Raw genomic sequence first — 26,999 nt, forward strand, 5'->3', positions numbered from 1 at the left:
GTGTTCATGCAGGTATCAGAGAAGAATCGCAGCTTCACTCAATTGATCGAGTTTCAGATCGAACCCCGGCAACAATCTGCCCTGGTGGCCGCCCTGACCCTTCAGAGCGAACGCCTGGCCCAGGGCCATGGCGGCTTTATCAATGCGAGTGTGCTGGTCAGCGATGACGGACGGCGGGTGCTCAATTACCTGCAATGGCACTCGCGTGAAGACGGCGAGGCGGCCTTCCAGTGTTTTGAGCATGGCGAGGAAGATTTCTGGACATTGATTCGCGCCCACCAGGCCACGGCCGTGACCTTTGGTTCGTTCCAGGTGCTGCGCAGTTTCGAACGCAGCCACGACAACGCGTTGCACTGCCGCCTAAATGGATAGGTGCAGCATGCGCTCGCCTTGCACGTTTTCTCCGGGCCGGCGCTTGTTCACCGCCAGCTCGCCGATCTTGATCAGGCGCGTACGTGTGACGTTGCGGCTCAGGCCGAGCAGGTTGGCGGTGTGCACCTGGTTGTAATGGCTGAAACGGTAGGCGGCCCGTAGCAGGGCATCTTCGACCTTTTCATGCAGGGCGCCGGCCTGTTCCTCGAACAGTTTCTGGAAGGCCCGCGCCAGCAATGCTTCGGCGCTGTTGTCGCTGCCGTGCTGGCTGTCGTCCTGGCGCTCGATGCGCATGTTGGACAGGCGCAGGTCGTCGCGCTCGATCACGCCGTTCCGGCAGATCAGCAGGGTGTGGTGGATTACGTTTTCCAACTCGCGGATGTTGCCCGGCCAACTGTAGCTTTTAAGCTTGTGCTCGGCCTCGCGGCTGATGGTGATGGGGCCATATCCCAGGCGCTGGCTGTAGGCTTCGATAAAGTGCCGGGTCAGTGGCAGGATATCGCCGGGGCGCTCGCGCAGCGGGCTGAGCTCCAGGCTGACCACGTCGAGGCGGTAATAGAGGTCTTCGCGGAAATGCCCGGCGTTGATGGCTTTTTCCAACTGCACGTTGGTTGCGGCCAAGACGCGCACATCAATCGGAATGCTCTTGCGCGAACCCAGGCGTACGACTTCCCGTTCCTGCAGGACCCGCAGCAGTTTGACCTGGATCGCCATCGGCAAATCGCCGATCTCATCGAGAAACAACGTGCCGCCGTCGGCCTCCTCGAACCAGCCGGCCTTGGCGCTGAGGGCGCCGGTGAAGGCGCCTTTTTCATGGCCGAACAGTTCGGCCTCCACCAGGGACTCGGAGAACGCCCCGCAGTTGACCGCCACGAACGGGCGGTTGCGCCGTGCGCTTAGGTTGTGGATGTGGCGTGCCACCAGCTCTTTACCGGTGCCGGTCTCGCCGATGATCAGCACGCTGGCTTCGCTGGGCGCCACTTGCTGGATGTGGTCGAGCAGCGCCTGGGATTTGGGGTCTTCGAAGACCTGGGCCGTGGCGCGGATCGAGGTCGCGAGGGCGGGCGAGGGCGGTAGGGTCAACAGCTGCATGGGCACCTCTCTTAGGAATAGAACGTTGGAATCGGCAGGGAGTGGTTCAGCGCCCAGTCCCCCAGTTCGTGGAGTTTGTAGTCCACCGGGTCGTGCAGGGTCTGGGTGCGCAGGTTGCGCCAGTGACGGTCCAGGCGCAGCGACGCGTGGGTGGAGCGCGCACCGGTGACTTCGAACAGGCGGCTGCACAGCTCCAGGCCTTGGCGGGTAGCGGCGACCTTGGCGGTGGCGATGGCAATGGCCAACTGGCCGCGTTCGGTTTCGCTGAGGTTCGGGCCTTTGGCCCAGGCCTGGTCGAGCAGGTCGGCAGCGCGCTCCACCAGCAGGCGCACGCCTTCCAGTGCGACCCAGAATTCGCCGTAGTGATGCAGTACGTAAGGGTCCCTGCGCACATCTTCGGCCGAGGATTTATGCCACGCGCGGGTTTCGGTGAGGGTGTAATTGCGCGCTTCCTCGAAGGCGCCTTCGGCAATGCCGAGAAACATGTGGGTGAACGTCAGTTGGGCGAGCAACGGGCGCAGGCAGGCGAAGGGTGTGCTCAGCGGTCCCGGATCGAGCAGCAGCTCGGATTCTTCGACGCGCACCCGTTCGAAGCTGGCGCTGCCGCTGTCGGTCTGGCGCTGGCCGATATTGTTCCAATCATTGTGCAAGGTGATGCCGCTGCGCCCGCTGGGGATCGCCGCGATCAGCAGTTTGCCACCGGCGGATTCGTCCACCGCCGAAGCGATCAGCATCTCCGAGTCGCTGGCGCCGGAGCAGAAGCTCTTTTTGCCGGAGAACTCGCGCCAGCCGCCGAAATCCTTGACCACGGTGCGCGTGTCCAGCGGGTTGAGGGCGTTGCCCCAGAACCAGTTTTTGCGCGCGGTCTGTTCGAACCAGGGTTGCCATTGGTCCGGGCGCGAAAACAGGCGCACGGTGGCGAGCATCAGGTGGTGAAAACCGAAGACATGGGCGATGGAGCTGTCGACCTTGGCGAATTCACGCACGATACCCAGGGTGTCGCTCCAGCGTGCGCCGAGGCCACCGTACTGGGTGGGAATGCTCAGGGCCAGCAGGCCGCTCTGGCGCAGGGCGTCGCGTTCAGCCTTCGGGGTGCCGCCGCGTTCGTCACGTTCGACGGCGGTCAGGGCGAATTCGGCGGCCAGCAGTCTGGCGGTCTGCAAGGGGGACGGCAGGACGCTGTGGGGTTTGGCGGTCACACGGTGTTCCTCATTGATCTCAAGCTTTGGTCGGCAACACATCGTTGGCAATCATTTCGCCAAAGGGGCCCGTGAGGTTGGTGATGCCGTGGCCGGCAAGGCTGGCATAGGGTTCCGGTAGCAACGGGAACACCAGCTCGGCGAAGCGATAGGCTTCTTCCAAATGCGGGTAGCCGGAGAAAATGAAGCTCTCGATCCCCAGGTCCGCGTATTCCTTGATGCGTTCGGCCACTTGTTGCGGGTTGCCCACCAGCGCGGTGCCGGCCCCGCCGCGCACCAGGCCGACGCCGGCCCACAGGTTGGGGGCGATTTCCAGGTTGTCACGGCGCCCGTCGTGCAGGGCAGCCATGCGGCGTTGGCCTTCGGAATCAAAGCGCGAAAAGGATTTTTGCGCGGCGGCGATGGTTTCGTCGCTGATGTGCTCGATCAACTTGTCGGCGGCTTTCCAGGCGTCTTCTTCGGTCTCGCGCACGATCACATGCAGGCGGATGCCGAACTTCACGGTGCGCCCGTGGCGTGCGGCGCGCTCACGCACATCCGCGAGTTTTTCCGCAACGGCGGCGGGTGGTTCGCCCCAGGTCAGGTACACGTCCACCTGCTCGGCGGCGAGGTCGTGGGCGGCGTCGGAGGACCCACCGAAGTACAGCGGCGGGTAAGGCTTCTGCACCGGCGGGTAAAGGGCCTTGGCGTTCTGCACGCGCAGGTGCTTGCCTTCGAAATCCACCGATTCGCCCTGTAACACACGGCGCCAGATACGTAGGAATTCGTCGGAGACTTCGTAGCGTTCGGCGTGGTCGAGGAAACTGCCGTCGCCACGGTTTTCGTCGGGGTCGCCGCCGGTCACCACGTTGATCAGCAGGCGGCCATTGGACAGGCGATCGAGGGTCGCCGCCATGCGCGCCGAGACAGTCGGCGAAATGATGCCCGGACGAATCGCCACCAGGTAACGCAGGCGTTCGGTCAGCGGCACCAAGGCCGAGGCGATGACCCAGGAGTCTTCGCACGAGCGCCCGGTAGGAATCAGCACGCCGTGGTAGCCCAGGCTGTCAGCCGCCTGGGCGACCTGTTTCAGATAATTGAGGGTGACCGGCCGTGCACCTTGGGTGGTGCCCAGATAATGACCGTCGCCGTGCGTTGGCAGAAACCAGAAAACATCCATGACCAATCCTTAAGCGATTTTCAGCAGAGAGGGGGAGTGCGCGGCGAACAAAGGCGCTGCGCGTTCTGCCGCCAGTTGAATACGGGCTTTCAGTAATTCGCTGGTTATTTGGTAGTCGGTGAAGTCGGCCTCGGTGGCGTACACACCGATCGGCAGGGTCAGTGCCTGGAAGAAGCTGAACAGCGGACGCAGTTGGTGGTCGAGGACCAGCGCGTGGCGTTCGCTGCCGCCGGTTGCCGCCAGGAGCACGGGGGTGTTGATCAGCGCATTGAGGCCGACCAGGTCGAACAGGTGCTTGAGCAGGCCCGGGTAGGAACCGCGATAGACCGGCGCGGCGACGATCAGCAAGTCGGCCTGTTCGATGGCCAACAGTTGCGCTTCGACTTCTGCGGGCAGTTCATCACGGGACAGCGCACCGCCCAGCGGCCGGGCGATATCGCCCAGCTCGATCAGGGTGGCCTGGATCGGCAGCAAGGTAGCCAGCTCAGCCAGCACCGCCTGGGTCAACACCAGGGTACGGGACGGGCGCCAGGTTCCGCCGGAGAGGGCAACAACATTCAGGGGACGGGTCATGAACAGTTCCTTTTTCAACAGTGGTTCATAGCAGGTGGAGTGCAACCGCTTGAGCAAGAGCTGTACCAACGGGTGCAAGCCTTGATAGACGCGGGTTGCAGGCTCACTGCTGAAAAATGCCGGTGTTGGCTGCCTGGTGATTTGTTGATTGGCTGTTGCCAGGGCAACAGTTGCGTGGGCAACAGTGCCAGGGCGGTCTAGTCCCGTTATAGAGGGTTGTATTTATTCCGTAAATGAACGTATTTCCATATTTATAGATCATAAAGAAATATAAAGGCGCTGCTATCGGAGGTGCCTTCGCGGTTGATAGCAACTATCAAGGCAGGTGATTTTTCACCATTAAGGGGTGGGAGTAGCCTGTGTTCATTGACTCTAAACCTCCTTTGCAGGGCCACCACCATGAACCGATTCCTCGCTGTTTCCTTATTGATTGTCAGCTCAGTCCTTGCCGGATGTGCGACTCATCCTTCGCCTGAATTGCGTCCTTACACCGCAGAAGAAACCAAGCAGTTGGCCCTCGAAGCATTGAGCCGTCGTGGTTTGTCGTTTGACGAATATCAACAGCAGCGCGCCGCGCTGACCGGCCAGCCACAGAAACCCTTCGGCTTTGATAGCAAGGGCGAAATGAATGCCGAACGCAGCGTGACCCTGCATGGTCGTCCCAGTTGAACCCGCGCCCAGCGGCAAAAAGCCCGAGGTAATCCACAAGGATCCTCGGGCTTTTTGTTTGCCATGGAGCGACTTCAGCCTGTTAAGCTGAATTTCAGGAGCGTTCCTACGCACATTTACATAAAGTGGTTCTTCTTTAATGGCGTGTGATCGGTTAAACCTGACGACCTCTGTCCCGGTCCGTGCCCCTGAGACGCTGCTCTCGGGAACCTGCTCTGCGAGTTTCTAACGTCATGAATAAACGTCCGTTGTATTTCGACTATGCCGCCACCACCCCGGTGGACGAGCGGGTCATCCAGGTGATGGTCGAGTGTCTGGGCTTCAACGCCAATTTCGGTAACCCCGCGTCCAGTTCCCATGCGTTCGGCCAGGCGGCCCGGCAGACGGTCGAACAGGCGCGTCGTCAGGTGGCCGGGCTGGTCGGTGCCAACCCGGACCAAATCGTCTGGACCTCCGGCGCCACCGAATCCAACAACCTTGCGATCAAAGGCGTGGCCCAGGCGCGGGGCGTGGCGGGTGGGCATATCATTACCAGCCAGATCGAACACAAGGCCACCCTGGATACCGCGCGACAATTGCAGGAAGCCGGCGTGGCCGTGACCTACCTGGTGCCGGACGCCGATGGCTTGATCAGCGCCGATGCCGTCAGCGAAGCCTTGCGCGAGGACACCTTCCTGGTGTCGTTGATGCTGGTGAACAACGAGCTCGGCACCCTCAACGATATCCCTGCCATCGGTGCCCGCGTGCGTGAACACGGCGCGTTGTTGCATGTGGATGCGGCGCAAGGGGCGGGTAAGGTGGCGATCGATCTGGCGCAGTGGCCGGTGGATCTGATGTCGTTTTCCGCGCACAAACTCTATGGCCCCAAAGGTATCGGCGCTTTGTACGTCGGTCCGCGGGCGCAGCAGAAGGTCCTGGCACAGATTCACGGTGGCGGCCACGAGGGCGGCTTGCGTTCCGGCACCCTGGCGACCCATCAGATTGCTGGCATGGGCACCGCGTTCGCCTTGGCGGCGGCGTCTTTCTCTGAAGAAAAGGCGGTGATTGTGGCTCTGCGCCAGCGCCTGCTCGACCAGTTGGAGTCGGTGGCCGGTGTGCGCCTCAATGGCAGCGCTACACAGCGTATTCCCCATACCCTGAGCCTCACGTTCAGTGAAGGCGAATTCAACGCCGCGGCGTTGAGCGCGGGGATCGCGTTTTCTGCGACCTCGGCCTGCAATTCGGCCAGCAATGCACCGTCCCATGTGCTGCTCGCCCTGGGCCATGATGCACGCAGCGCCAGCCGCACCATTCGCTTGAGCCTCGGCCGGTTTACCACCGAACAGGATATCGACCAGGCGGTGCAACTGATCAAGGCGGCCCTCGCCAGCGCACCGGCGTTCTGGGCGGTCTGATTCATTTATCGCGACACATAACAATTATTCGTGGTTAGCAGGAGACACAATGAGTACGCAGCCCTTGACCCATGGAACGGTTCCCCAGCGCCTGGCGCATACCCGTGAACTGATGAGCCGCGAGGGTATTCATGCCCTGCTGGTGCCGTCGGCCGACCCGCACTTGTCCGAGTACTTGCCGGGCTACTGGCAGGGGCGGCAATGGCTGTCGGGGTTTCATGGCTCGGTGGGAACGCTGATTGTCACTGCGGATTTCGCCGGTGTGTGGGCCGATAGCCGTTACTGGGAACAGGCGACCAAGGAACTCAAGGGCAGCGGCATCGAATTGGTGAAGCTGCAGCCGGGCCAACCCGGGCCGCTGGAGTGGCTGGCCGAGCAAACGCCGGAAGGTGGTGTGGTGGCGGTGGATGGTGCGGTCATGGCCGTGGCGTCGGCGCGTACCCTGGGCGGTAAGCTGGCGGAGCGCGGCGCGCGCTTGCGTACCGATATCGACCTGCTTGATGAAGTCTGGCGTGACCGTCCGGCATTGCCGAAGCAGCCGATCTATCAACATCTGCCACCGCAGGCTACTGTCAGCCGTATTGAAAAACTCGCTTCGCTGCGTGCTGCCTTGAAAGAGAAGGGCGCCGACTGGCATTTCATCGCGACCCTGGATGACATTGCCTGGCTGTTCAACCTGCGTGGTGGTGACGTTTCGTTCAACCCGGTGTTTGTGTCCTTTGCGTTGATCAATCAACACCAGGCCACGCTGTTTGTGGCACTGAGCAAAGTCGACGCCGAGTTGCGGGCTGTGCTGGAGCAGGATGGCGTGATGCTGCGCGACTACAGCGAAGTGGCGGATGCTTTGCGCGCGGTGCCGGCGGGCGCCAGTCTGCAGGTCGACCCGGCGCGCGTTACCGCGGGTTTGCTGGAGAATCTCGATGCCGGCGTCAAGCTGGTCGAAGGCCTCAACCCGACCACATTGGCCAAGTCCCGCAAGAGCCTGGCCGACGCAGAACATATCCGCCAGGCCATGGAGCAGGATGGCGCAGCGCTGTGCGAGTTTTTCGCCTGGCTGGACAGTGCGCTGGGCCGTGAGCGCATCACCGAGTTGACCATCGACGAACACCTGACCGCTGCACGCAGCCGCCGCCCTGGTTATGTGTCGTTGAGTTTCAACACCATTGCGGCCTACAACGCCAACGGCGCGATGCCGCATTACCACGCCACTGAAGAAGAGCACGCGCTGATCGAAGGCGATGGCCTGCTGCTGATCGATTCGGGTGGCCAGTATCTGGGCGGCACCACGGACATCACGCGGATGGTGCCGATCGGCACGCCGAGTGACGAGCAGAAGCGGGACTGCACCCGGGTGCTCAAGGGCGTGATTGCCTTGTCCCGTGCCCACTTTCCGAAAGGGATCCTGTCGCCGCTGCTGGATGCAATTGCCCGCGCGCCGATCTGGGCGGACGGCGTGGACTACGGCCACGGTACTGGCCACGGTGTAGGCTATTTCCTCAACGTGCATGAGGGCCCACAAGTGATTGCCTACCAGGCGGCTACGGCGCCGCAAACGGCGATGCAAGCGGGGATGATCACCTCTATTGAACCGGGTACTTACCGTCCGGGCCGTTGGGGCGTGCGTATCGAGAACCTGGTGTTGAACCGCGAAGCGGGCAAGACCGAGTTCGGTGAGTTTCTCAAGTTCGAAACCCTGACCTTGTGCCCGATCGACACGCGCTGCCTGGTGCCATCGTTGCTCACGGCAGACGAGCGTGAGTGGTTCAACGCTTACCACACTGAGGTGCGCACGCGTTTGAGCCCATTGCTCAGCGGTGCCGCGCTGGAGTGGTTGCAGGTACGCACTGCGGCTATCTGATTACCTGCTAGGCAGTAACGTGCCAGGGCGTTTTGGCCATCAAGCTCTAACTCAACGCTTCGCGCACAAATTCCAGACGGTCCTGACCGAAGAACAGCTGGTTGCCTACAAACATACTGGGGGCACCGAACACGCCGCGTTGAACGGCCTGTTCGGTGTTGTCCTTCAGGGCAGCCTTTACGGTTTCGTCATTGGCCAAATTCAGGATTTCATTGGCGGCAAATCCGTATTCAGTGAGTACGGCAGCCACGACGGCGGGGTCTCCCAGGTGACGGCCTTCGACCCAAAGGGCATGGAACAGGCAATCAACGAAGTCCAGGAAACGCTCAGGCTGGTGCAATTGGATGCCGGTGACCGCTCGCATCAACACCAGCGTATTGATGGGGAAGTGCGGGTTGAACCGGAGCGGTACGTTGTAGCGCCGGGCGTAACGCGCCAGGTCATCGAGCATGTAGCGACCCTTTGCAGGAACGGTGATTGGAGAGGCGTTACCGGTGGCCTTGAACACGCCGCCCAATAACATGGGTTTATACACAAGCTGTGTATCGGTTGCCGTGCACAATGCCGGTAGCTGGGTGTAGGCCAGGTAGGTGGCGGGGCTGCCCAGGTCAAAGAAGAATTCCAGGGTTTTACGCATGGTCGCTGCTCGCTGCTTATTGTTATGGGGGCGTGCTTACCAGGGTTCATTCCAGGGGCGCAGGTCCAGTTCAAAGGTCCAGGCATCGCGTGGCTGGCTGTGGAGGTGCCAATAGTTATCGGCGATATGCTCGGGGCTGAGGATGCCGTCCTGGTCTTTGAGTGCGTATTTCTGCGGGAAATTGTCGCGAATGAAGTCGGTGTCAATGGCGCCATCGATCACGACATGGGCGACATGGATGTTCCTGGGACCCAGTTCCCGCGCCATGCTTTGCGCGAGGGCCCGAATCCCGTGCTTGGCCCCGGCGAAGGCGGCAAAACCTGCGCCGCCGCGCAATCCGGCGGTGGCGCCGGTAAACAGGATGGTGCCTCGATTGCGCGTGACCATGCGCTTGGCCACTTCGCGTGCGTTCAGAAAGCCGGAGAAGCAGGCCATCTCCCAGATCTTGAAATACTTGCGCGCGGTTTCTTCCAGGATGCTGCACGGCACATTGGCGCCGATATTGAACACAAAGGCTTCAATCGGACCCAGTTCAGTTTCGATCTGTTCGATCAGTGCGACGACGTCTTCTTCTTTACGCGCATCACAGGTAAACCCGTGGGCTTCGCCGCCCACTGCGTTAATACTGTCCACCAGCGGCTGTAACTTATCGGCGCTGCGGCGGCTGACGCAGGCCACATAGCCTTCGCGGGCGAAGCGTCTGGCAATGGCGCCGCCGGTTGCATCACCGGCGCCCACTACCAATACGATTTTTTTGTTGTGTGTCATGGGAACTCCGTTGGCTCGATGGTCGAGCAGGAGTTTAGACGCCGTGTCGCGAAGGACCGGATTTGTATCCGGATTTGATAGGAGCAGTCAGAGATGACTGCTCATTCGATTACTTACAGATGACGATCATACTGCGGCTGGTGTAGCCGGCAGGGTTGAGGCCGAATGGGTAGTCCCCAGGTTCCTCAGAATTGTCACCGGACTTTGCGATTACTCGGTAGCCCTTGGCGCCACAGGAGTTGGTCGCACTGGTGTAGCACTGCTCCCAGGAAGAGGACAGGCCGGAACAGTTGATATGCAACCCTTTTTTGCCACGTTTCACTTCTGTCTTGGTGGTCGCGGCACAACCAGCAACGGCCATGACCATTAACAGTATTAAAATTCGCTTCATTCCTATCCTTAATAGCCGCCTTGCAATGCCAGAGGCCGGCTCTACTCGCTTTCGGGTGTAGCGTTCGCGCTGTCCTTGTCGAAATTCTCCATGAATGACATTCGTTTACGGCTTAAACATGGCCTAAATGTGCGGTAAATACCAGAGCTACATTCAAACAGACTTCAATCCGAGGCAACCAGTGGCTTTGGTTCGCTGCGCATGGTTACCGTGGCACCTACGGAGGCCAAAATGATGCAAGTGATTGCCAGCCACTGGGCGAAGGACAAGTGCTCGTGCAGGAATAACAGGCCGGAGAGTGCGCCAAAAGCCGGCTCAATGCTCATAAGAGTGCCGAAGGTGCGGGCAGGGAGGCGCGTCAGTGCAACCATTTCCAAGGTGTAGGGCAGGGCGGTGGACAGAATGGCGACGCCGATGGCGATCGGGATCAGTGCGGGAGTCAGCAATGCGCTGCCTGCGTGGACGATGCCGATAGGTGCAACAAACAATGCGGCGATCATCACCCCAAGGGCGGCGGTCTGGACGCCGTTGTCATTCCCTGCTTTCTGACCATACAGAATGTAGAGTGCCCAGCAGACGCCTGCTCCCAGCGCGTAGGCTGCCCCCAGCAAGTCGATGCCGCTGCTGGCCTCGCCCATCGGGATCAACAAGAGAAGGCCGATGATGGCGAGGGCAATCCACAGGAAGTCGACTGCGCGGCGAGAGGCGTAAATGGCCACCGCGAGGGGGCCGGTGAATTCCAGGGCGACCGAAATCCCCAGGGGCACGCTGCGCAATGACATATAGAAGAGAAAGTTCATGCCACCCAACGCCATCCCGTAGACGATGACGGTGCGTAAGGACTTGGAGGTCAGCTTGGCGCGCCACGGGCGCAACAAAAGCAGCATGATCACGCTGGCGAAAATCAGGCGCAGTGCCGTTGTGCCTTGTGCGCCAACGACAGGGAACATGCTCTTGGCCAGCGAGGCGCCGGACTGGATAGAGGCCATGGCGATCAACAGCAGGCCGACAGGGAACAGTGTCGAGGCCAGGCTGCGAGGGGAGGTGGTCATTGGGGAATTCGTCCGAAGTCATATAAAAGAAGCAAGAGCGCTATGATGCTCAACTGTTTGGTGGTGAGCAATATATTGCTCAATTATCCTTTTTGATGCGTTATACAGGACGGGCTTTGAGTGTTTCAGACTCTTTGATAGAAAAACCAAATTAAGGGTTGACGGCAGATTCTGGAAGTCTATAATTCGCCCCACTTCCGGCGCAGTCGAAACGGAAAATTCCTTGGTAAACAAAGAGTTACGCGGAATTCGACAGTGACTTGCTTCAGTTCATCGAAGCCCAGAAGGAGTTGATAGGGCAGTGTTGTGTGGCTCTATTGGCGTTTCGATCCTCTCGGTCGAAAGCGGAGAAAAAGAGGTGTTGACAGCAGCGTGTAACGCTGTAGAATTCGCCTCCCGCTAACGAGAGATCGGAAGCGCAAGTGGTTGAAGTTGTTGAAGAAATCTTCGAAAACTTCTGAAAATAATCACTTGACAGCAAATGAGGCTGCTGTAGAATGCGCGCCTCGGTTGAGACGAAAGATCTTAACCAACCGCTCTTTAACAACTGAATCAAGCAATTCGTGTGGGTGCTTGTGGAGTCAGACTGATAGTCAACAAGATTATCAGCGTCACAAGTTACTCCGCGAGAAATCAAAGATGTAACCAACGATTGCTGAGCCAAGTTTAGGGTTTCTTAAAAACCCAGAGATGTTTGAACTGAAGAGTTTGATCATGGCTCAGATTGAACGCTGGCGGCAGGCCTAACACATGCAAGTCGAGCGGTAGAGAGAAGCTTGCTTCTCTTGAGAGCGGCGGACGGGTGAGTAATGCCTAGGAATCTGCCTGGTAGTGGGGGATAACGTTCGGAAACGAACGCTAATACCGCATACGTCCTACGGGAGAAAGCAGGGGACCTTCGGGCCTTGCGCTATCAGATGAGCCTAGGTCGGATTAGCTAGTTGGTGAGGTAATGGCTCACCAAGGCGACGATCCGTAACTGGTCTGAGAGGATGATCAGTCACACTGGAACTGAGACACGGTCCAGACTCCTACGGGAGGCAGCAGTGGGGAATATTGGACAATGGGCGAAAGCCTGATCCAGCCATGCCGCGTGTGTGAAGAAGGTCTTCGGATTGTAAAGCACTTTAAGTTGGGAGGAAGGGCAGTTACCTAATACGTGATTGTTTTGACGTTACCGACAGAATAAGCACCGGCTAACTCTGTGCCAGCAGCCGCGGTAATACAGAGGGTGCAAGCGTTAATCGGAATTACTGGGCGTAAAGCGCGCGTAGGTGGTTTGTTAAGTTGGATGTGAAATCCCCGGGCTCAACCTGGGAACTGCATTCAAAACTGACTGACTAGAGTATGGTAGAGGGTGGTGGAATTTCCTGTGTAGCGGTGAAATGCGTAGATATAGGAAGGAACACCAGTGGCGAAGGCGACCACCTGGACTAATACTGACACTGAGGTGCGAAAGCGTGGGGAGCAAACAGGATTAGATACCCTGGTAGTCCACGCCGTAAACGATGTCAACTAGCCGTTGGAAGCCTTGAGCTTTTAGTGGCGCAGCTAACGCATTAAGTTGACCGCCTGGGGAGTACGGCCGCAAGGTTAAAACTCAAATGAATTGACGGGGGCCCGCACAAGCGGTGGAGCATGTGGTTTAATTCGAAGCAACGCGAAGAACCTTACCAGGCCTTGACATCCAATGAACTTTCCAGAGATGGATTGGTGCCTTCGGGAACATTGAGACAGGTGCTGCATGGCTGTCGTCAGCTCGTGTCGTGAGATGTTGGGTTAAGTCCCGTAACGAGCGCAACCCTTGTCCTTAGTTACCAGCACGTAATGGTGGGCACTCTAAGGAGACTGCCGGTGACAAACCGGAGGAAGGTGGGGATGACGTCAAGTCATCATGGCCCTTACGGCCTGGGCTACACACGTGCTACAATGGTCGGTACAGAGGGTTGCCAAGCCGCGAGGTGGAGCTAATCCCATAAAACCGATCGTAGTCCGGATCGCAGTCTGCAACTCGACTGCGTGAAGTCGGAATCGCTAGTAATCGCGAATCAGAATGTCGCGGTGAATACGTTCCCGGGCCTTGTACACACCGCCCGTCACACCATGGGAGTGGGTTGCACCAGAAGTAGCTAGTCTAACCTTCGGGGGGACGGTTACCACGGTGTGATTCATGACTGGGGTGAAGTCGTAACAAGGTAGCCGTAGGGGAACCTGCGGCTGGATCACCTCCTTAATCGACGACATCAGCTGCTCCATAAGTTCCCACACGAATTGCTTGATTCATTGAAGAAGACGATAAAGAAGCAGCCCGAAATTGGGTCTGTAGCTCAGTTGGTTAGAGCGCACCCCTGATAAGGGTGAGGTCGGCAGTTCGAATCTGCCCAGACCCACCAATTTTGTGTGGGAAACGCCTGTAGAAATACGGGGCCATAGCTCAGCTGGGAGAGCGCCTGCCTTGCACGCAGGAGGTCAACGGTTCGATCCCGTTTGGCTCCACCACTACTGCTTCTGACGTATGAAAGCTTAGAAATGAGCATTCCATCCAGGTGATGGTGAATGTTGATTTCTAGTCTTTGATTAGATCGTTCTTTAAAAATTTGGGTATGTGATAGAAAGATAGACTGAACGTTACTTTCACTGGTAACGGATCAGGCTAAGGTAAAATTTGTGAGTTCTCTTAATTGAGAAATTCGAATTTTCGGCGAATGTCGTCTTCACAGTATAACCAGATTGCTTGGGGTTATATGGTCAAGTGAAGAAGCGCATACGGTGGATGCCTTGGCAGTCAGAGGCGATGAAAGACGTGGTAGCCTGCGAAAAGCTTCGGGGAGTCGGCAAACAGACTTTGATCCGGAGATGTCTGAATGGGGGAACCCAGCCATCATAAGATGGTTATCTTGTACTGAATACATAGGTGCAAGAGGCGAACCAGGGGAACTGAAACATCTAAGTACCCTGAGGAAAAGAAATCAACCGAGATTCCCTTAGTAGTGGCGAGCGAACGGGGACTAGCCCTTAAGTGGCTTTGAGATTAGCGGAACGCTCTGGAAAGTGCGGCCATAGTGGGTGATAGCCCTGTACGCGAAAATCTCTTAGTCATGAAATCGAGTAGGACGGAGCACGAGAAACTTTGTCTGAATATGGGGGGACCATCCTCCAAGGCTAAATACTACTGACTGACCGATAGTGAACTAGTACCGTGAGGGAAAGGCGAAAAGAACCCCGGAGAGGGGAGTGAAATAGATCCTGAAACCGTATGCGTACAAGCAGTGGGAGCCTACTTTGTTAGGTGACTGCGTACCTTTTGTATAATGGGTCAGCGACTTATTTTCAGTGGCGAGCTTAACCGAATAGGGGAGGCGTAGCGAAAGCGAGTCTTAATAGGGCGTCTAGTCGCTGGGAATAGACCCGAAACCGGGCGATCTATCCATGGGCAGGTTGAAGGTTGGGTAACACTAACTGGAGGACCGAACCGACTACCGTTGAAAAGTTAGCGGATGACCTGTGGATCGGAGTGAAAGGCTAATCAAGCTCGGAGATAGCTGGTTCTCCTCGAAAGCTATTTAGGTAGCGCCTCATGTATCACTGTAGGGGGTAGAGCACTGTTTCGGCTAGGGGGTCATCCCGACTTACCAAACCGATGCAAACTCCGAATACCTACAAGTGCCGAGCATGGGAGACACACGGCGGGTGCTAACGTCCGTCGTGAAAAGGGAAACAACCCAGACCGTCAGCTAAGGTCCCAAAGTTATGGTTAAGTGGGAAACGATGTGGGAAGGCTTAGACAGCTAGGAGGTTGGCTTAGAAGCAGCCACCCTTTAAAGAAAGCGTAATAGCTCACTAGTCGAGTCGGCCTGCGCGGAAGATGTAACGGGGCTCAAACCATACACCGAAGCTACGGGTATCACGTAAGTGATGCGGTAGAGGAGCGTTCTGTAAGCCTGTGAAGGTGAGTTGAGAAGCTTGCTGGAGGTATCAGAAGTGCGAATGCTGACATGAGTAACGACAATGGGTGTGAAAAACACCCACGCCGAAAGACCAAGGTTTCCTGCGCAACGTTAATCGACGCAGGGTTAGTCGGTCCCTAAGGCGAGGCTGAAAAGCGTAGTCGATGGAAAACAGGTTAATATTCCTGTACTTCTGGTTATTGCGATGGAGGGACGGAGAAGGCTAGGCCAGCTTGGCGTTGGTTGTCCAAGTTTAAGGTGGTAGGCTGAGATCTTAGGTAAATCCGGGATCTTAAGGCCGAGAGCTGATGACGAGTTACCTTTTAGGTGACGAAGTGGTTGATGCCATGCTTCCAAGAAAAGCTTCTAAGCTTCAGGTAACCAGGAACCGTACCCCAAACCGACACAGGTGGTTGGGTAGAGAATACCAAGGCGCTTGAGAGAACTCGGGTGAAGGAACTAGGCAAAATGGCACCGTAACTTCGGGAGAAGGTGCGCCGGTGAGGGTGAAGGACTTGCTCCGTAAGCTCATGCCGGTCGAAGATACCAGGCCGCTGCGACTGTTTATTAAAAACACAGCACTCTGCAAACACGAAAGTGGACGTATAGGGTGTGACGCCTGCCCGGTGCCGGAAGGTTAATTGATGGGGTTAGCTAACGCGAAGCTCTTGATCGAAGCCCCGGTAAACGGCGGCCGTAACTATAACGGTCCTAAGGTAGCGAAATTCCTTGTCGGGTAAGTTCCGACCTGCACGAATGGCGTAACGATGGCGGCGCTGTCTCCACCCGAGACTCAGTGAAATTGAAATCGCTGTGAAGATGCAGTGTATCCGCGGCTAGACGGAAAGACCCCGTGAACCTTTACTATAGCTTTGCACTGGACTTTGAATTTGCTTGTGTAGGATAGGTGGGAGGCTTTGAAGCGTGGACGCCAGTTCGCGTGGAGCCATCCTTGAAATACCACCCTGGCAACTTTGAGGTTCTAACTCAGGTCCGTTATCCGGATCGAGGACAGTGTATGGTGGGTAGTTTGACTGGGGCGGTCTCCTCCTAAAGAGTAACGGAGGAGTACGAAGGTGCGCTCAGACCGGTCGGAAATCGGTCGTAGAGTATAAAGGCAAAAGCGCGCTTGACTGCGAGACAGACACGTCGAGCAGGTACGAAAGTAGGTCTTAGTGATCCGGTGGTTCTGTATGGAAGGGCCATCGCTCAACGGATAAAAGGTACTCCGGGGATAACAGGCTGATACCGCCCAAGAGTTCATATCGACGGCGGTGTTTGGCACCTCGATGTCGGCTCATCACATCCTGGGGCTGAAGCCGGTCCCAAGGGTATGGCTGTTCGCCATTTAAAGTGGTACGCGAGCTGGGTTTAGAACGTCGTGAGACAGTTCGGTCCCTATCTGCCGTGGACGTTTGAGATTTGAGAGGGGCTGCTCCTAGTACGAGAGGACCGGAGTGGACGAACCTCTGGTGTTCCGGTTGTCACGCCAGTGGCATTGCCGGGTAGCTATGTTCGGAATAGATAACCGCTGAAAGCATCTAAGCGGGAAACTAGCCTCAAGATGAGATCTCACTGGAACCTTGAGTTCCCTGAAGGGCCGTCGAAGACTACGACGTTGATAGGTTGGGTGTGTAAGCGCTGTGAGGCGTTGAGCTAACCAATACTAATTGCCCGTGAGGCTTGACCATATAACACCCAAGCAATTTGACTACTCTAACGAGCATCAGATTGCGGTGTGTGAAGACGAAATGAACCGAAAGTTCGACGTTCACAAAACACCGAAAGCTGTCACATACCCAATTTGCTGAAGCGAGGCCCAGGCCGCGACTCAGTACCCGAATTTCTTGACGACCATAGAGCATTGGAACCACCTGATCCCATCCCGAACTCAGTAGTGAAACGATGCATCGCCGATGGTAGTGTGGGGTTTCCCCATGTGAGAGTAGGTCATCGTCAAGATTAAATTCCAGAACCCCTGATTGCTAACGCAGTCAGGGGTTTTGTTTTGGGCGGTCGAAAACTCAAGCGCAACTCATCCTCAATAAATACCGTACCGTTGGGAAAAACGATGCAAAGTGTTTCTGCATTTTTGGTATGGTGCAGCACATTTTCACAGGGATTGATCTTTCACCCGCAGGATGCGGCGTCGACCTTCTTCAACGAGATGCTGTAGAAATGCCTGAACCGATACCCATCAAAGATCACGAAAAAGAAAACCGTCTGGTCAACAAGCGCCTGCTCGCCTGTGCGCTGCTGGTGATTGGCATTTCCTGCGCCCTGGTGGGGCGCATGTACTTCCTGCAGGTCGTGCAGTTCGACTATCACTCCACGATTTCCGAAAACAACCGCGTCCACGTATTACCCATCACGCCGACGCGTGGGCTGATCTACGACCGCAATGGCGTCGTGTTGGCCGACAACCGCCCTAGCTATAACCTGACCATCACCCGAGAGCGCACCACCGACCTCAAGGGCGAGCTGGACGCCATCGTCAGTTTGCTGCACCTGCCCGCTGAGGATCGCGCGATGTTCGACAAGGCGCTGAAGCAGGCACGCCACCCCTTTGTCCCTGTGACATTGTTTTACGAGCTGACCGAAGAGCAGATCGCGTTGCTGGCGGTGAACGAGTTCCGTCTGCCAGGGGTTGATGTAGAACCTCAGTTCGTTCGCCACTATCCCCTGGGCGCCCACTTTGCGCATTCCATCGGTTACGTGGGACGGATCAACGAGAAAGAGTCCAAAGCCCTCGATTCGGTTGAGTACCGCGGCACTCAATCCATCGGCAAGACCGGCATCGAACGCTTCTACGAGTCCGAGCTGCATGGTCACGTAGGTTATGAAGAGGTCGAGACCAACGCCCAGGGCCGTGTGCTGCGTGTGCTCAAGCACACCGATCCGATCCCCGGCAAAAACATCGTACTGAGCCTCGACGTCCACCTTCAGGAGGCGGCAGAAGAAGCCTTGGGCGATCGCCGTGGCTCGGTGGTTGCCCTCGACCCACAAACAGGCGAAGTGCTGGCCATGGTCAGCAAACCAAGTTTCGACCCTAACTTGTTCGTCACCGGTATCAGCTTCAAGGAATATGCCGCGCTGCATGACTCCATCGACCGGCCATTGTTCAACCGCGTCCTGCGCGGGCTCTATGCGCCGGGCTCGACCATCAAGCCGGAAGTCGCCATCGCCGGTCTCGACAGCGGTGTCGTTACTGCACAGACCCGTGTGTTCGATCCCGGTTACTACCAACTGCCGGATTTCGACCACAAATACCGCAACTGGAACCACAGCGGTGACGGCTGGGTCGACATGGATGCCGCTATCATGCGCTCCAACGATACCTACTTTTACGACCTGGCCCACAAGCTGGGCATCGATCGCCTGCACGACTACCTGGCTGAATTCGGCCTGGGCCAGAAAGTGTCGCTGGACATGTTTGAAGAGTCGGCTGGCTTGATGCCCTCCCAGGCCTGGAAGCGCGCCACTCGCCGCCAACCCTGGTTCCCGGGCGAGACCGTGATCCTCGGTATCGGCCAGGGCTACATGCAGGTCACACCGCTGCAACTGGCCCAAGCCACCGCGCTGATCGCCAACAAAGGCGTGTGGAACCGACCCCGCTTGGCCAAGACCATTAACGGCGTGCCACCGGTGGATGAAAACCCTATGCCCAATGTGGTCCTCAAGGATCCACGTGATTGGGAGCAGGTCAACCATGGCATGCAATTGGTGATGCACGACCCACGCGGTATCGCCCGTGCTGCCGCACAAGGCGCGCAATACCGCATCGCTGGCAAGAGTGGTACCGCACAGGTGGTCGCGATCAAGCAGGGCGAGCGTTACAACCGTGAGAAAACCCTGGAGCGCCACCGCGACAACGCGTTGTTCGTCGGCTTCGCCCCAGCCGAACACCCGAAAATTGTGATTTCGGTGATGATCGAAAACGGTGAAGCCGGCGGTCGCGTTGCTGGGCCGGTCGTACGCCAGATCATGGACGCCTGGTTGCTCGACCAGGAAGGTCACTTGAAACCGCAATACGCAACGCCGGCCAAAGCACCTGGAGACCCAAAGGTTTAAATCAGGCTTTCCACTCGTCCCATTGCTCTACGCCTTCATGGGCGAGCCAGGGCACATCATGGGCCATCCAGATGTGCGCGGTGGGTTTGACGCCCGGATCATCGTCCAGCGTCGCCACCCGCACAATCACGTGAGGTTGATGCCCTCGTTCGGCCATCAGGTGCGAGCCGCAACGCGAGCAGAAATGCCTGAGCTTGCCCGGCGACGACTCGAAAGACGCCAGCAACTCCACGCCCTGGGTCCAACGAAAGTGTTCGCGCATCACGCCGGCTGTCGCGACAAATGCCGCCGCATGCACCTTGCGGCAGCTGTCGCAATGGCAGTGGCTGATCGGCATGTCCAGACGCCTCACCTGATACCGCACGCCCTTGCAGAAGCAACTTCCATTCAATGGGTCAGTCATAACGTAATTGCCGGATCAATAAAGGGGTCATCATCATTGCTTACAATCCCAGGTTGCGCATTGTTCGATGTCACCTACTGTCAATGGAGGAGGTGACTTATGCACGTATTGGATCGAATCGAACGGAAAGTCCTGCTCAACGCTTCACGCAAACAGGTGTGGGAAGCCCTCACCGATGCCGAGCAGTTCGGCCAATGGTTTGGTATCGCCCTCGAAGGCAAAGCCTTTGTTGCCGGGCAAACCATCGAGGCACCTATCACCTATCCGGGTTATGAACATGTGATCTGGAAGGCCAAGATCGAACGCATCCTGCCGCAAACGCTGTTCTCCTTCTGGTGGCACCCTTTCGCGGTCGAGGCGAGTGTCGATTATGACCAGGAAACCCCCACGCTGGTGGAGTTCACCCTTGAAGACCGTGCTCCAGGCATTCTATTGCGGGTGGTCGAGTCCGGCTTTGACACGGTGCCAGAAGCCCGTCGGCAAAAGGCCTTCAAGATGAACTCCCGGGGCTGGGATGAACAAATGGGCAACATCGAAAACTACCTGAACCAAGCCCGCCAGGCATGACTGCAACAACGGGCTCACTTCGTTGTAGTGCTTTTTAGAAGTCCACAGTCGCCGACAACTTGGCAACACGCGGGTCGCCCTGGCTCAGGAAACCGCCTTGGGCCGATTCCCAGTACTTCGTGTTGGCGACGTTCTCCATGGTGGCGCCGAGGGTGACATCACGCTTGGCAACCTTGAAGTTGTAACGCGCGCCTACATCGAAGCGGTTCCACGTCGGCAAGCTCAAGTTGTTGGCGGCGTCGGCGTACTGCCCGCCCGTGCGCAGCCAGCGGCCATTGAGGGTTACGCCTTGCAGGCCAGGCACATCCCACTCCACATCGGCGTTGAGCTGGAACGAAGGCACGCCGATTGCTCGGTTACCGTCGTTGGCGCCGTTTTGCGTGTCCTTGAGTTCGGTCTTCATCACCGTCACACCGCCCAGCAAACGCAGGCCGCTGAGGGGCTCGCCGAAGACGTTCAGTTCCACGCCTTTGTTGATCTGCTGGCCTTCACGCACATAGCGCGCTGTAGTCGCATCGATGACCTGAACGTAGCCGGCCCCAGGCTGTTCGATACGGTATACACCCAGCGTGGCGCCATAGGTGCCCATGTCCACCTTCACACCCGCTTCGATTTGTCTGGAGCGAGCGGGCGCAAACGCCTGGCCGCCACCGATGATCGTCCGGTTGCCCGAGTTGACCGGCGACGTCGGGCCTTGCGCAAGGCCTTCGATGCGGTTGGCGTAAAAGGACACGTGTTGCCACGGTTTGAACACCAGGCCGTAGACTGGCGTGGTAATTGACTCGTCATAGTTGGAAGTGCGCGTACCGCTCATGTAGTTGTAAGCCTGTACCACCATCTGCTGGCGGCGCGCCCCCAGCGTGACCAACAGGCGGTCATCGAAGAAGCCCAGGGTGTCGGACACCGCTGCGCTGCGCACGAATGTTTTGCCTGTAATGGTCGGGTCGCTGAAATCAGTGCCTGGCGTATTGCGCGGGTTGTTCAGGGTGGGCGGAGCGCCGGTCACAGGGTCGTAGATATTGGTTCGGGTAGCCGTTGACGAGGCGTTGAACACATAGGCATTGCGTGCTTGAGTCCAGATACCGGCCAGGCCAAAGTTGAGTCGATGGCTCACAGGGCCGCTCTGGAAACTGCCGTTCAACCCGCCCATTAAGCTGCGGTTATCTTCTTCGTGGGCGATGGTCGAGCGGCTTGCCAGGGCATTGCCGCTGTTGTCAGTCAGCGTGACCGACGAGTAGCGCCCCATTTCCCGGGTGTGCTTGGCACCGCCTGCTGCATAGGCCGTCCAGTTGTCGTTCAGGTCATACTCGGCGCGCAGCATCCCCAGGGTGTCTTCGAGGCTGGTGCTGCTCCAGCTCGGCGCGTAGTTGGTGTCTGCCGAAGGCGCATCTGGCACATGGGTGGCCGTGCCAAGGAATACCGAATTACGCCCACCGTTGATGCGCTGCTTCTGATACACGAAATCACTGGACAGACGCAACGCATCACCGCGGTAGTCCAGGCCCAGGGTGAACAGCTTCGAGCGCTGATTTTCATCATCGATGCCGGTATCGCCTTCGCGCTGGGACAGGTTCACGCGTGCACCAAACTGGTTGTCCTCGCCGAAGCGCTGGCCAATATCCAGATGCTCGCCCACCCGGCCATCGCTGCTGATATCGGTACTGAAGCGACGCAGTGGCAGGTCATCGGCGCGCTTGGGTTGCAGGTTCACACCGCCGCCGATTCCGGAGCCGGTCGGTGTCACACCATTGATGAAAGCATTCGGCCCCTTGAACACTTCCACACGCTCCAGGGCGTCGGTGGACATAATCTGACGCGGCAGGATGCCGTACAGGCCGTTGAAGGACATGTCGTCACCGGCGAGCGGCAGGCCTCGGATCATGAACGTCTGTGCCTGGTTGGCATAGCCAGACGCCTGGCGCACCGATGAATCATTGAGCAGTACATCGCCGATCGTTTCGGCCTGCCGGTCGCGGATCAATTTCTCGGTATAGGAGGCCATGCTGAACGGCACGTCCATGATGTCTTGGTTACCCAGCACCCCCAACTGAGCGCCACGTGCGACCTGGCCGCCAGCGTATACCGGGGGCAGGGCGCCTGGCGCAGGGGCGTCGGCGCTGACAGTGGTGGCGCCCAGTTCCAGCGTGCCGGTTTCCTGGCTGGCGTGAGCCGAGAGGCTCAGGGAACAGCACAGGGCGAGCAGGGTGGGGCGATACGGCACAGCGAATGGAATACGGGCGGGCATGGTCGATCCTGACGGTGAACCGTCAATGGTGAGGGAAAGGGCAACAATGGTTGCGCTTCCTCACTGCGCGGATACAACTCCAGTGCAAATGATAGTAATTATTATTAACGTCGTGCAACAATTTTGTGAGATTAAGGTCCGCGCGCTCGGATGCCGAGTAGAATCACGCCCTGAAAGCGATTCCTGAGGTGCGGTACGGTGGATTTACAGCAGGGTTTTGTCCTGACCCGGCATTGGCGCGATACCCCGGCGGGCACGGAGGTCAGTTTCTGGCTGGCCACCGACCAGGGTCCGAGGTTTATCCGCCTACCTGTGCAGACCTCGGTGATGTTCATCCCCGAAGCCCATCGCAAGCCGTTGGATTGGCTGCTCAAGGGCGAGCGCGATATCGAACTGCGCCCGTTGCAGTTGTGCGATTTCCATCACCGCCCGGTCCTGGGTCTGTACACCCGCCAGCACCGCCAGGCGATGGACGTGGAAAAACGCCTGCGCGCTGCGGGCGTCGACGTCTATGAGGGCGATGTGCGCCCACCCGAGCGCTACATGATGGAGCGCTTCATCACCGCGCCCGTGTGGTTCGGCGGCACCCCCGACGCTACCGGCGCACTCTGCGATGCGCAGATGAAACCCGCGCCCGACTACCGCCCGCCGCTGAAACTGGTGTCCCTCGACATCGAGACCACCGCCCAGGGCGATCTGTATTCCATCGCTCTCGAAGGCTGCGGCGAACGCCAGGTGTACATGCTCGGCCCGCCGAACAAAACTGACACGGTAGATTTCAAGCTCGACTACTGCGACACCCGCGCCCAACTGCTCGAGCGCCTCAATCAATGGCTCGCCGAGCACGACCCCGACGCGATCATCGGCTGGAATCTGGTGCAATTCGACCTGCGCGTGCTCCACGAACACGCCCAGCGCCTCAATGTGCCGCTGATGCTCGGGCGGGGCGACGAGCCGATGGCCTGGCGCGAACACGGCAGCCGCAACCATTACTTCGCGGCGGCAGCGGGGCGGTTGATCATCGACGGCATCGAGGCCTTGCGCTCAGCGACATGGAGTTTCGAATCCTTCAGCCTGGAAAACGTCGCGCAAACCCTGCTCGGCGAAGGCAAGGATATCTCCACGCCGTACCAGCGCATGGACGAAATCAACCGCATGTTCGCCGAGGACAAGCCCGCCCTGGCTCGCTACAACCTCAAGGACTGCGAGCTGGTCACGCGGATTTTCGCCAAGACCGAACTGCTCAAGTTCCTGCTGGAACGCGCCAGCGTCACCGGGTTGCCGGCCGACCGCAACGGCGGCTCCGTCGCCGCGTTCACCCATTTGTACATGCCGTTGATGCATCGCCAGGGCTTCGTCGCGCCTAACCTGGGCGACAAACCACCCCAGGCCAGTCCGGGCGGCTTCGTCATGGACTCACGGCCCGGCCTCTACGAATCGGTGTTGGTGCTCGATTACAAAAGCCTCTACCCGTCGATCATCCGCAGTTTCCTGATCGATCCGGTCGGCCTGGTCGAAGGCCTCAAGCACCCCGACGACAGTGAATCGGTGGAAGGCTTTCGCGGCGCGCGGTTTTCCCGCACCCGACATTGCTTGCCGTCCATCGTTGCGCGAGTTTCCGAAGGCCGCGAAGTGGCCAAGCGCGAACACAACGCGCCGTTGTCCCAGGCCCTGAAAATCATCATGAACGCCTTCTATGGCGTGCTTGGCTCCAGCGGTTGCCGGTTCTTCGATACACGGCTGGCCTCGTCGATCACCATGCGCGGGCACCAGATCATGCGCCAGACCCGCCACCTGGTCGAAGCCCAAGGCTACGAGGTGATCTACGGCGACACCGACTCCACCTTCGTCTGGCTCGGCAAAGCCCACAGCCAAGTCGAGGCCGGCCGCATCGGCCAGGCGTTGGTCCAGCACGTCAACGACTGGTGGCGTGAGCACCTGCACACCGAGTTCGGCCTGCAAAGCGCCCTGGAACTGCAATACGAAACCCACTTCACGCGCTTCCTCATGCCGACCATCCGTGGCGCGGAGGAGGGCAGCAAAAAGCGCTACGCTGGCCTGGTGGTGCACAGCGATGGCAGCGAGGACATGGTCTACAAGGGCCTGGAAACCGTGCGCAGCGACTGGTCGCCCCTGGCCCGCCGCTTCCAGCAGGAACTCTACCAGCGCATCTTCCATCGCCAGCCGCACCAGGACTACATCCGCGACTACGTGCGCCGCACCCTGAGCGGCGAGCTCGATGAGTTGCTGATCTACCGCAAACGCCTACGCCGCCGGTTGGACGACTACGAACGCAACGTGCCGCCCCATGTGCGCGCCGCGCGCCTGGCCGATGAGTACAACGACCGCCTGAACCGCCCGCGCCAATACCAGCGCGGCGGCTGGATCAGCTACGTGATCAGCGTCAACGGCCCCGAGCCGATGGAGGTGCGGCAAGCGCCCATCGATTACGATCACTACGTCACCCGGCAATTGCAGCCGGTGGCCGATGCGATCCTGCCATTCGTGAATGACGATTTCAGTACCTTGGTCGGCGGGCAAATGGGTCTGTTTTAAAACGCTTGATTCGTCCGTGCGCGAGCCTGCACTCTTGGTCACTGACGATCACCCTGACGGCGCAGCCCCATGACCGAACTTACCTTGACCGGCACCACGGTCGAACTCCTGCCCCTGCAACGGGCACACAAGGCCGCCTTGCTCGAGGCCGCTGCCGATGGCGAATTGTGGAACCTCAAGGTCACCAACGTGCCGGGCCCGGACACTGTCGACCAGTACATCGACACCGCCCTGGCCGGGCGCGATGCCGGTAGCGTGATCCCGTTCACCCTGGTGCGCCGCGACACCGGCCAGGTGGTCGGCAGCACGCGGTTCTGGAAGGTCGACCGGGTCAACCGCAAACTGGAAATCGGTCACACCTGGCTGGCGCTGTCCACCCAGAAAAGCGCCATCAACACTGAAGCCAAACTGTTGCTGCTGACCTACGCGTTCGAAGTACTCGGCTGTGTGCGTGTTCAATTCACCACCGATGAACTCAACGAAAAGTCCCGCGCCGCGATCCTGCGCCTCGGCGCCGTGCAGGAAGGCATCGTGCGTCACGAACGCATCATGCCCGACGGGCGCAAGCGCAACTCGGTGCGTTTCAGCATCATCGACTCGGAGTGGCCGCAGGTAAAAGCCAACCTGCAGGCCAGACTGCAACGCTAGGAGGACAGGTCCATGTATACGCTCTACGGCATCGACGAATCCGGCTCCTGCATGATCGAAATTGCCCTGCAGCGCTGTGCGGTGCCGTGGCGCAGGGTCGACGCGGCTTCCTGGGCAGAGGGCGAGGGCAGTGACGAACTGGCTCGTATCAACCCGCTCAAACAGGTGCCGACCCTTGTGACGCCTGACGGCCAGGTGCTGACGGAAAGCGCAGCGATCCTGATCCACCTGGGCCTGGAATTTCCCGCCTCCCACCTGTTGGCCGGCAACCGCGCGCAGATCATTCGCGGCCTGGTGTATATCGCCGCCAATTGCTACTCGGCGATCGGCATCATCGACTACCCGCAACGCTGGCTCGGTAACGTCAACGAAACCGTGCAGGCCCAGCTTGTCACCGGCACACGACGCTACCTTCACCAGGCCTGGGTGGTGTTCGCCGATCAGTTTGCCGACCAGTTGTTTGCCCCGGACAACACCCCGAATGCACTGGGCCTGATGGCGGCGGCGGTGTCGCGCTGGGATGAGGCACGCGACGCGTTGAGCGGCCTGGCGCCAAGCTTTGCCCAGAGCCTGGCACAAGTGGACGCCGACCCCATCGTCGCGCCCGTATTTGCTCGGCATTGGCCGCAGTGGAAGGTCTCATGATGTTTCCGCAATCAGTGGAAACAATGACAGTCGCAGCCATCAAACCCTTGCGTGGCGGGCGTCCTGTCCTACGCTTTCTTAAAGTGGTGTAGGAATCATCCTTGAATTTGGCTGTCGCAGACATGAAACTCAAGAACCCTGCATGGAATTCAAAGGAGGTGCGCATGCTCATCCGGTCGCTGACCCTGGCTACCTTGATGGCTTTTACGGGGCCGCTGTTGGCTGCTGATGATATCAACCCGCTCAAGCAGGACTTGGGCAAGGCCCGGCCGCTGGTGGTGGTGGAGCTTGATGCCGGCAACGACACCTTGGCCAAGGTCAAAAATCAGCTGGACGAGCCTGCGACCAAACAGTCCTTTGAAGAACGCAGCATGGTGTTCTACACCGTGAAGTTCGGCAGCATCGGTGCTGAAGGCGAGAAATTCGCCAAGGACCCCAAGGACAGCAGGAAACTCACCCCGCCGGAAACCAACGCGCTGATCCGTGCCCTCAAGCTGGGCGCCGGCAGCGGCACCAAAGTGATCCTGGTGGGCAAGGACGGCGAGAAAAAACTCGAGAAGACCGTACCGCCGGATACCCTCGACCTGAAGGCATTCTTCAGCGCCATCGACCAGATGCCGATGGCCGAGAAAGAAGCCGCTGCACCGGCCGAGCCTGAACCCGCTGCCGCACCAGCGGAGAAGCAGGGTGCCAAGGCTGGCGCCAAACCTGGCAAGCCCGCCAAGCATGCAGCGCAGCCATTGGATGACTGAC

20 protein-coding genes, 2 tRNA genes and 3 rRNA genes are annotated in these 26,999 nt (G+C 58.6%); 15 read left to right on the forward strand and 10 right to left on the reverse strand.

The genetic code is table 11. The features are described from left to right. Positions 1–6 precede the first annotated feature (6 nt). A complete protein-coding gene (locus K5K89_RS10660) occupies positions 7–372 on the forward strand; it encodes an antibiotic biosynthesis monooxygenase (RefSeq protein ID WP_071492281.1) in 366 nt (121 codons plus the stop codon). On the opposite strand, the gene K5K89_RS10665 is transcribed toward K5K89_RS10660, so the two are convergent. Genes K5K89_RS10665 through msuE form a run of 4 tightly spaced genes read right to left on the reverse strand, consistent with a single transcriptional unit; the run spans position 361 to position 4,395 of the window. Next, entirely contained in the window at positions 361–1,464 is a 1,104-nt protein-coding gene (locus tag K5K89_RS10665; protein WP_071492282.1) for a sigma-54 interaction domain-containing protein, read from the reverse strand. The two genes, K5K89_RS10660 and K5K89_RS10665, sit on opposite strands and share 12 nt — an antisense overlap. An 11-nt stretch (positions 1,465–1,475) precedes the next feature. Beyond that, the gene (locus K5K89_RS10670; protein WP_222541367.1) at positions 1,476–2,663 is read right to left on the reverse strand and encodes an acyl-CoA dehydrogenase family protein; all 1,188 of its coding nucleotides are present in this window, start codon (positions 2,661–2,663) and stop codon (positions 1,476–1,478) included. A gap of 19 nt (positions 2,664–2,682) precedes the next feature. Continuing rightward, the gene (ssuD, locus tag K5K89_RS10675; protein ID WP_071492284.1) at positions 2,683–3,822 is read right to left on the reverse strand and encodes an FMNH2-dependent alkanesulfonate monooxygenase; all 1,140 of its coding nucleotides are present in this window, start codon (positions 3,820–3,822) and stop codon (positions 2,683–2,685) included. A gap of 9 nt (positions 3,823–3,831) precedes the next feature. Then, a complete protein-coding gene (gene msuE / locus K5K89_RS10680) occupies positions 3,832–4,395 on the reverse strand; it encodes an FMN reductase (RefSeq protein ID WP_058426944.1) in 564 nt (187 codons plus the stop codon). A gap of 399 nt (positions 4,396–4,794) precedes the next feature. On the opposite strand from msuE, the gene K5K89_RS10685 reads away from it, so the two are divergent. The 3 genes from K5K89_RS10685 (at position 4,795) to K5K89_RS10695 (ending at position 8,316) form a co-directional block, all read left to right on the forward strand. Then, positions 4,795–5,064: a hypothetical protein gene (locus K5K89_RS10685; RefSeq protein ID WP_071492285.1), complete on the forward strand. Its 270-nt coding sequence runs from the start codon at positions 4,795–4,797 to the stop codon at positions 5,062–5,064. A 233-nt stretch (positions 5,065–5,297) separates the two neighbouring features. After that, complete coding sequence (locus K5K89_RS10690) at positions 5,298–6,458, forward strand: cysteine desulfurase family protein (protein WP_071492286.1); 1,161 nt, start codon at positions 5,298–5,300, stop codon at positions 6,456–6,458. A 49-nt stretch (positions 6,459–6,507) separates the two neighbouring features. Next, the gene (locus tag K5K89_RS10695; protein ID WP_222541368.1) at positions 6,508–8,316 is read left to right on the forward strand and encodes an aminopeptidase P family protein; all 1,809 of its coding nucleotides are present in this window, start codon (positions 6,508–6,510) and stop codon (positions 8,314–8,316) included. Positions 8,317–8,362: 46 nt separating this feature from the next. Here the strand turns inward: K5K89_RS10695 and K5K89_RS10700 are convergent, their stop codons facing one another. From K5K89_RS10700 to rhtA, 4 genes are all read right to left on the reverse strand, one after another. Next, a complete protein-coding gene (locus K5K89_RS10700) occupies positions 8,363–8,953 on the reverse strand; it encodes a 2-hydroxychromene-2-carboxylate isomerase (protein WP_092248070.1) in 591 nt (196 codons plus the stop codon). A gap of 36 nt (positions 8,954–8,989) precedes the next feature. After that, the gene (locus K5K89_RS10705) at positions 8,990–9,721 is read right to left on the reverse strand and encodes an SDR family oxidoreductase (RefSeq protein WP_222541369.1); all 732 of its coding nucleotides are present in this window, start codon (positions 9,719–9,721) and stop codon (positions 8,990–8,992) included. Positions 9,722–9,830: 109 nt separating this feature from the next. Further along, positions 9,831–10,112: a hypothetical protein gene (locus K5K89_RS10710; protein WP_058426920.1), complete on the reverse strand. Its 282-nt coding sequence runs from the start codon at positions 10,110–10,112 to the stop codon at positions 9,831–9,833. Positions 10,113–10,276: 164 nt separating this feature from the next. Beyond that, a complete protein-coding gene (rhtA, locus tag K5K89_RS10715; RefSeq protein WP_222541370.1) occupies positions 10,277–11,164 on the reverse strand; it encodes a threonine/homoserine exporter RhtA in 888 nt (295 codons plus the stop codon). 696 nt (positions 11,165–11,860) lie between these two features. Here rhtA and K5K89_RS10720 point away from each other — a divergent pair. From K5K89_RS10720 to mrdA, 6 genes are all read left to right on the forward strand, one after another. Continuing rightward, positions 11,861–13,397, forward strand: a 16S ribosomal RNA gene (locus K5K89_RS10720). Positions 13,398–13,480: 83 nt separating this feature from the next. After that, positions 13,481–13,557 (forward strand) — tRNA-Ile (locus K5K89_RS10725). Between the two features lie 30 nt (positions 13,558–13,587). Then, positions 13,588–13,663, forward strand: a tRNA-Ala gene (locus K5K89_RS10730). Between the two features lie 247 nt (positions 13,664–13,910). Next, positions 13,911–16,802: ribosomal RNA gene (locus K5K89_RS10735) — 23S ribosomal RNA — on the forward strand. A gap of 155 nt (positions 16,803–16,957) precedes the next feature. Beyond that, positions 16,958–17,073: ribosomal RNA gene (gene rrf, locus K5K89_RS10740) — 5S ribosomal RNA — on the forward strand. The 16S, 23S and 5S rRNA genes sit together here with 2 tRNA genes alongside, the layout of an rRNA operon. A gap of 216 nt (positions 17,074–17,289) precedes the next feature. Continuing rightward, positions 17,290–19,182: a penicillin-binding protein 2 gene (gene mrdA / locus K5K89_RS10745; protein WP_071489740.1), complete on the forward strand. Its 1,893-nt coding sequence runs from the start codon at positions 17,290–17,292 to the stop codon at positions 19,180–19,182. Between the two features lies 1 nt (position 19,183). Here mrdA and K5K89_RS10750 read toward each other — a convergent pair whose 3' ends face one another. Next, the gene (locus K5K89_RS10750) at positions 19,184–19,585 is read right to left on the reverse strand and encodes a GFA family protein (protein ID WP_071489739.1); all 402 of its coding nucleotides are present in this window, start codon (positions 19,583–19,585) and stop codon (positions 19,184–19,186) included. A 99-nt stretch (positions 19,586–19,684) separates the two neighbouring features. On the opposite strand from K5K89_RS10750, the gene K5K89_RS10755 reads away from it, so the two are divergent. After that, positions 19,685–20,152 carry an SRPBCC family protein gene (locus K5K89_RS10755; RefSeq protein ID WP_222541371.1) on the forward strand — a complete coding sequence of 156 codons (468 nt, stop codon included), beginning with the start codon at positions 19,685–19,687 and terminating at the stop codon, positions 20,150–20,152. A 34-nt stretch (positions 20,153–20,186) separates the two neighbouring features. Here K5K89_RS10755 and K5K89_RS10760 read toward each other — a convergent pair whose 3' ends face one another. Continuing rightward, complete coding sequence (locus K5K89_RS10760; protein ID WP_222541372.1) at positions 20,187–22,397, reverse strand: TonB-dependent receptor; 2,211 nt, start codon at positions 22,395–22,397, stop codon at positions 20,187–20,189. Positions 22,398–22,595: 198 nt separating this feature from the next. Between K5K89_RS10760 and K5K89_RS10765 the strand changes: the two genes are divergently transcribed. From K5K89_RS10765 to K5K89_RS10780, 4 genes are all read left to right on the forward strand, one after another. Next, positions 22,596–24,953, forward strand: coding sequence for a DNA polymerase II (locus K5K89_RS10765; protein ID WP_222541373.1), 2,358 nt, complete (start codon positions 22,596–22,598; stop codon positions 24,951–24,953). Positions 24,954–25,022: 69 nt separating this feature from the next. After that, complete coding sequence (locus tag K5K89_RS10770) at positions 25,023–25,601, forward strand: GNAT family N-acetyltransferase (protein WP_222541374.1); 579 nt, start codon at positions 25,023–25,025, stop codon at positions 25,599–25,601. 12 nt (positions 25,602–25,613) lie between these two features. Next, on the forward strand, positions 25,614–26,246 hold the full coding sequence (locus K5K89_RS10775) for a glutathione S-transferase N-terminal domain-containing protein (protein WP_222541375.1): 633 nt from the start codon (positions 25,614–25,616) through the stop codon (positions 26,244–26,246). Between the two features lie 164 nt (positions 26,247–26,410). Further along, positions 26,411–26,998 (forward strand): DUF4174 domain-containing protein, encoded by a 588-nt coding sequence (locus K5K89_RS10780; protein ID WP_028619516.1) that lies wholly within the window; start codon positions 26,411–26,413, stop codon positions 26,996–26,998. Position 26,999 lies beyond the last annotated feature (1 nt).

Origin of the sequence: Pseudomonas sp. DR208 (assembly GCF_019823005.1) — a bacterium.
Taxonomy (GTDB): domain Bacteria; phylum Pseudomonadota; class Gammaproteobacteria; order Pseudomonadales; family Pseudomonadaceae; genus Aquipseudomonas; species Aquipseudomonas extremorientalis.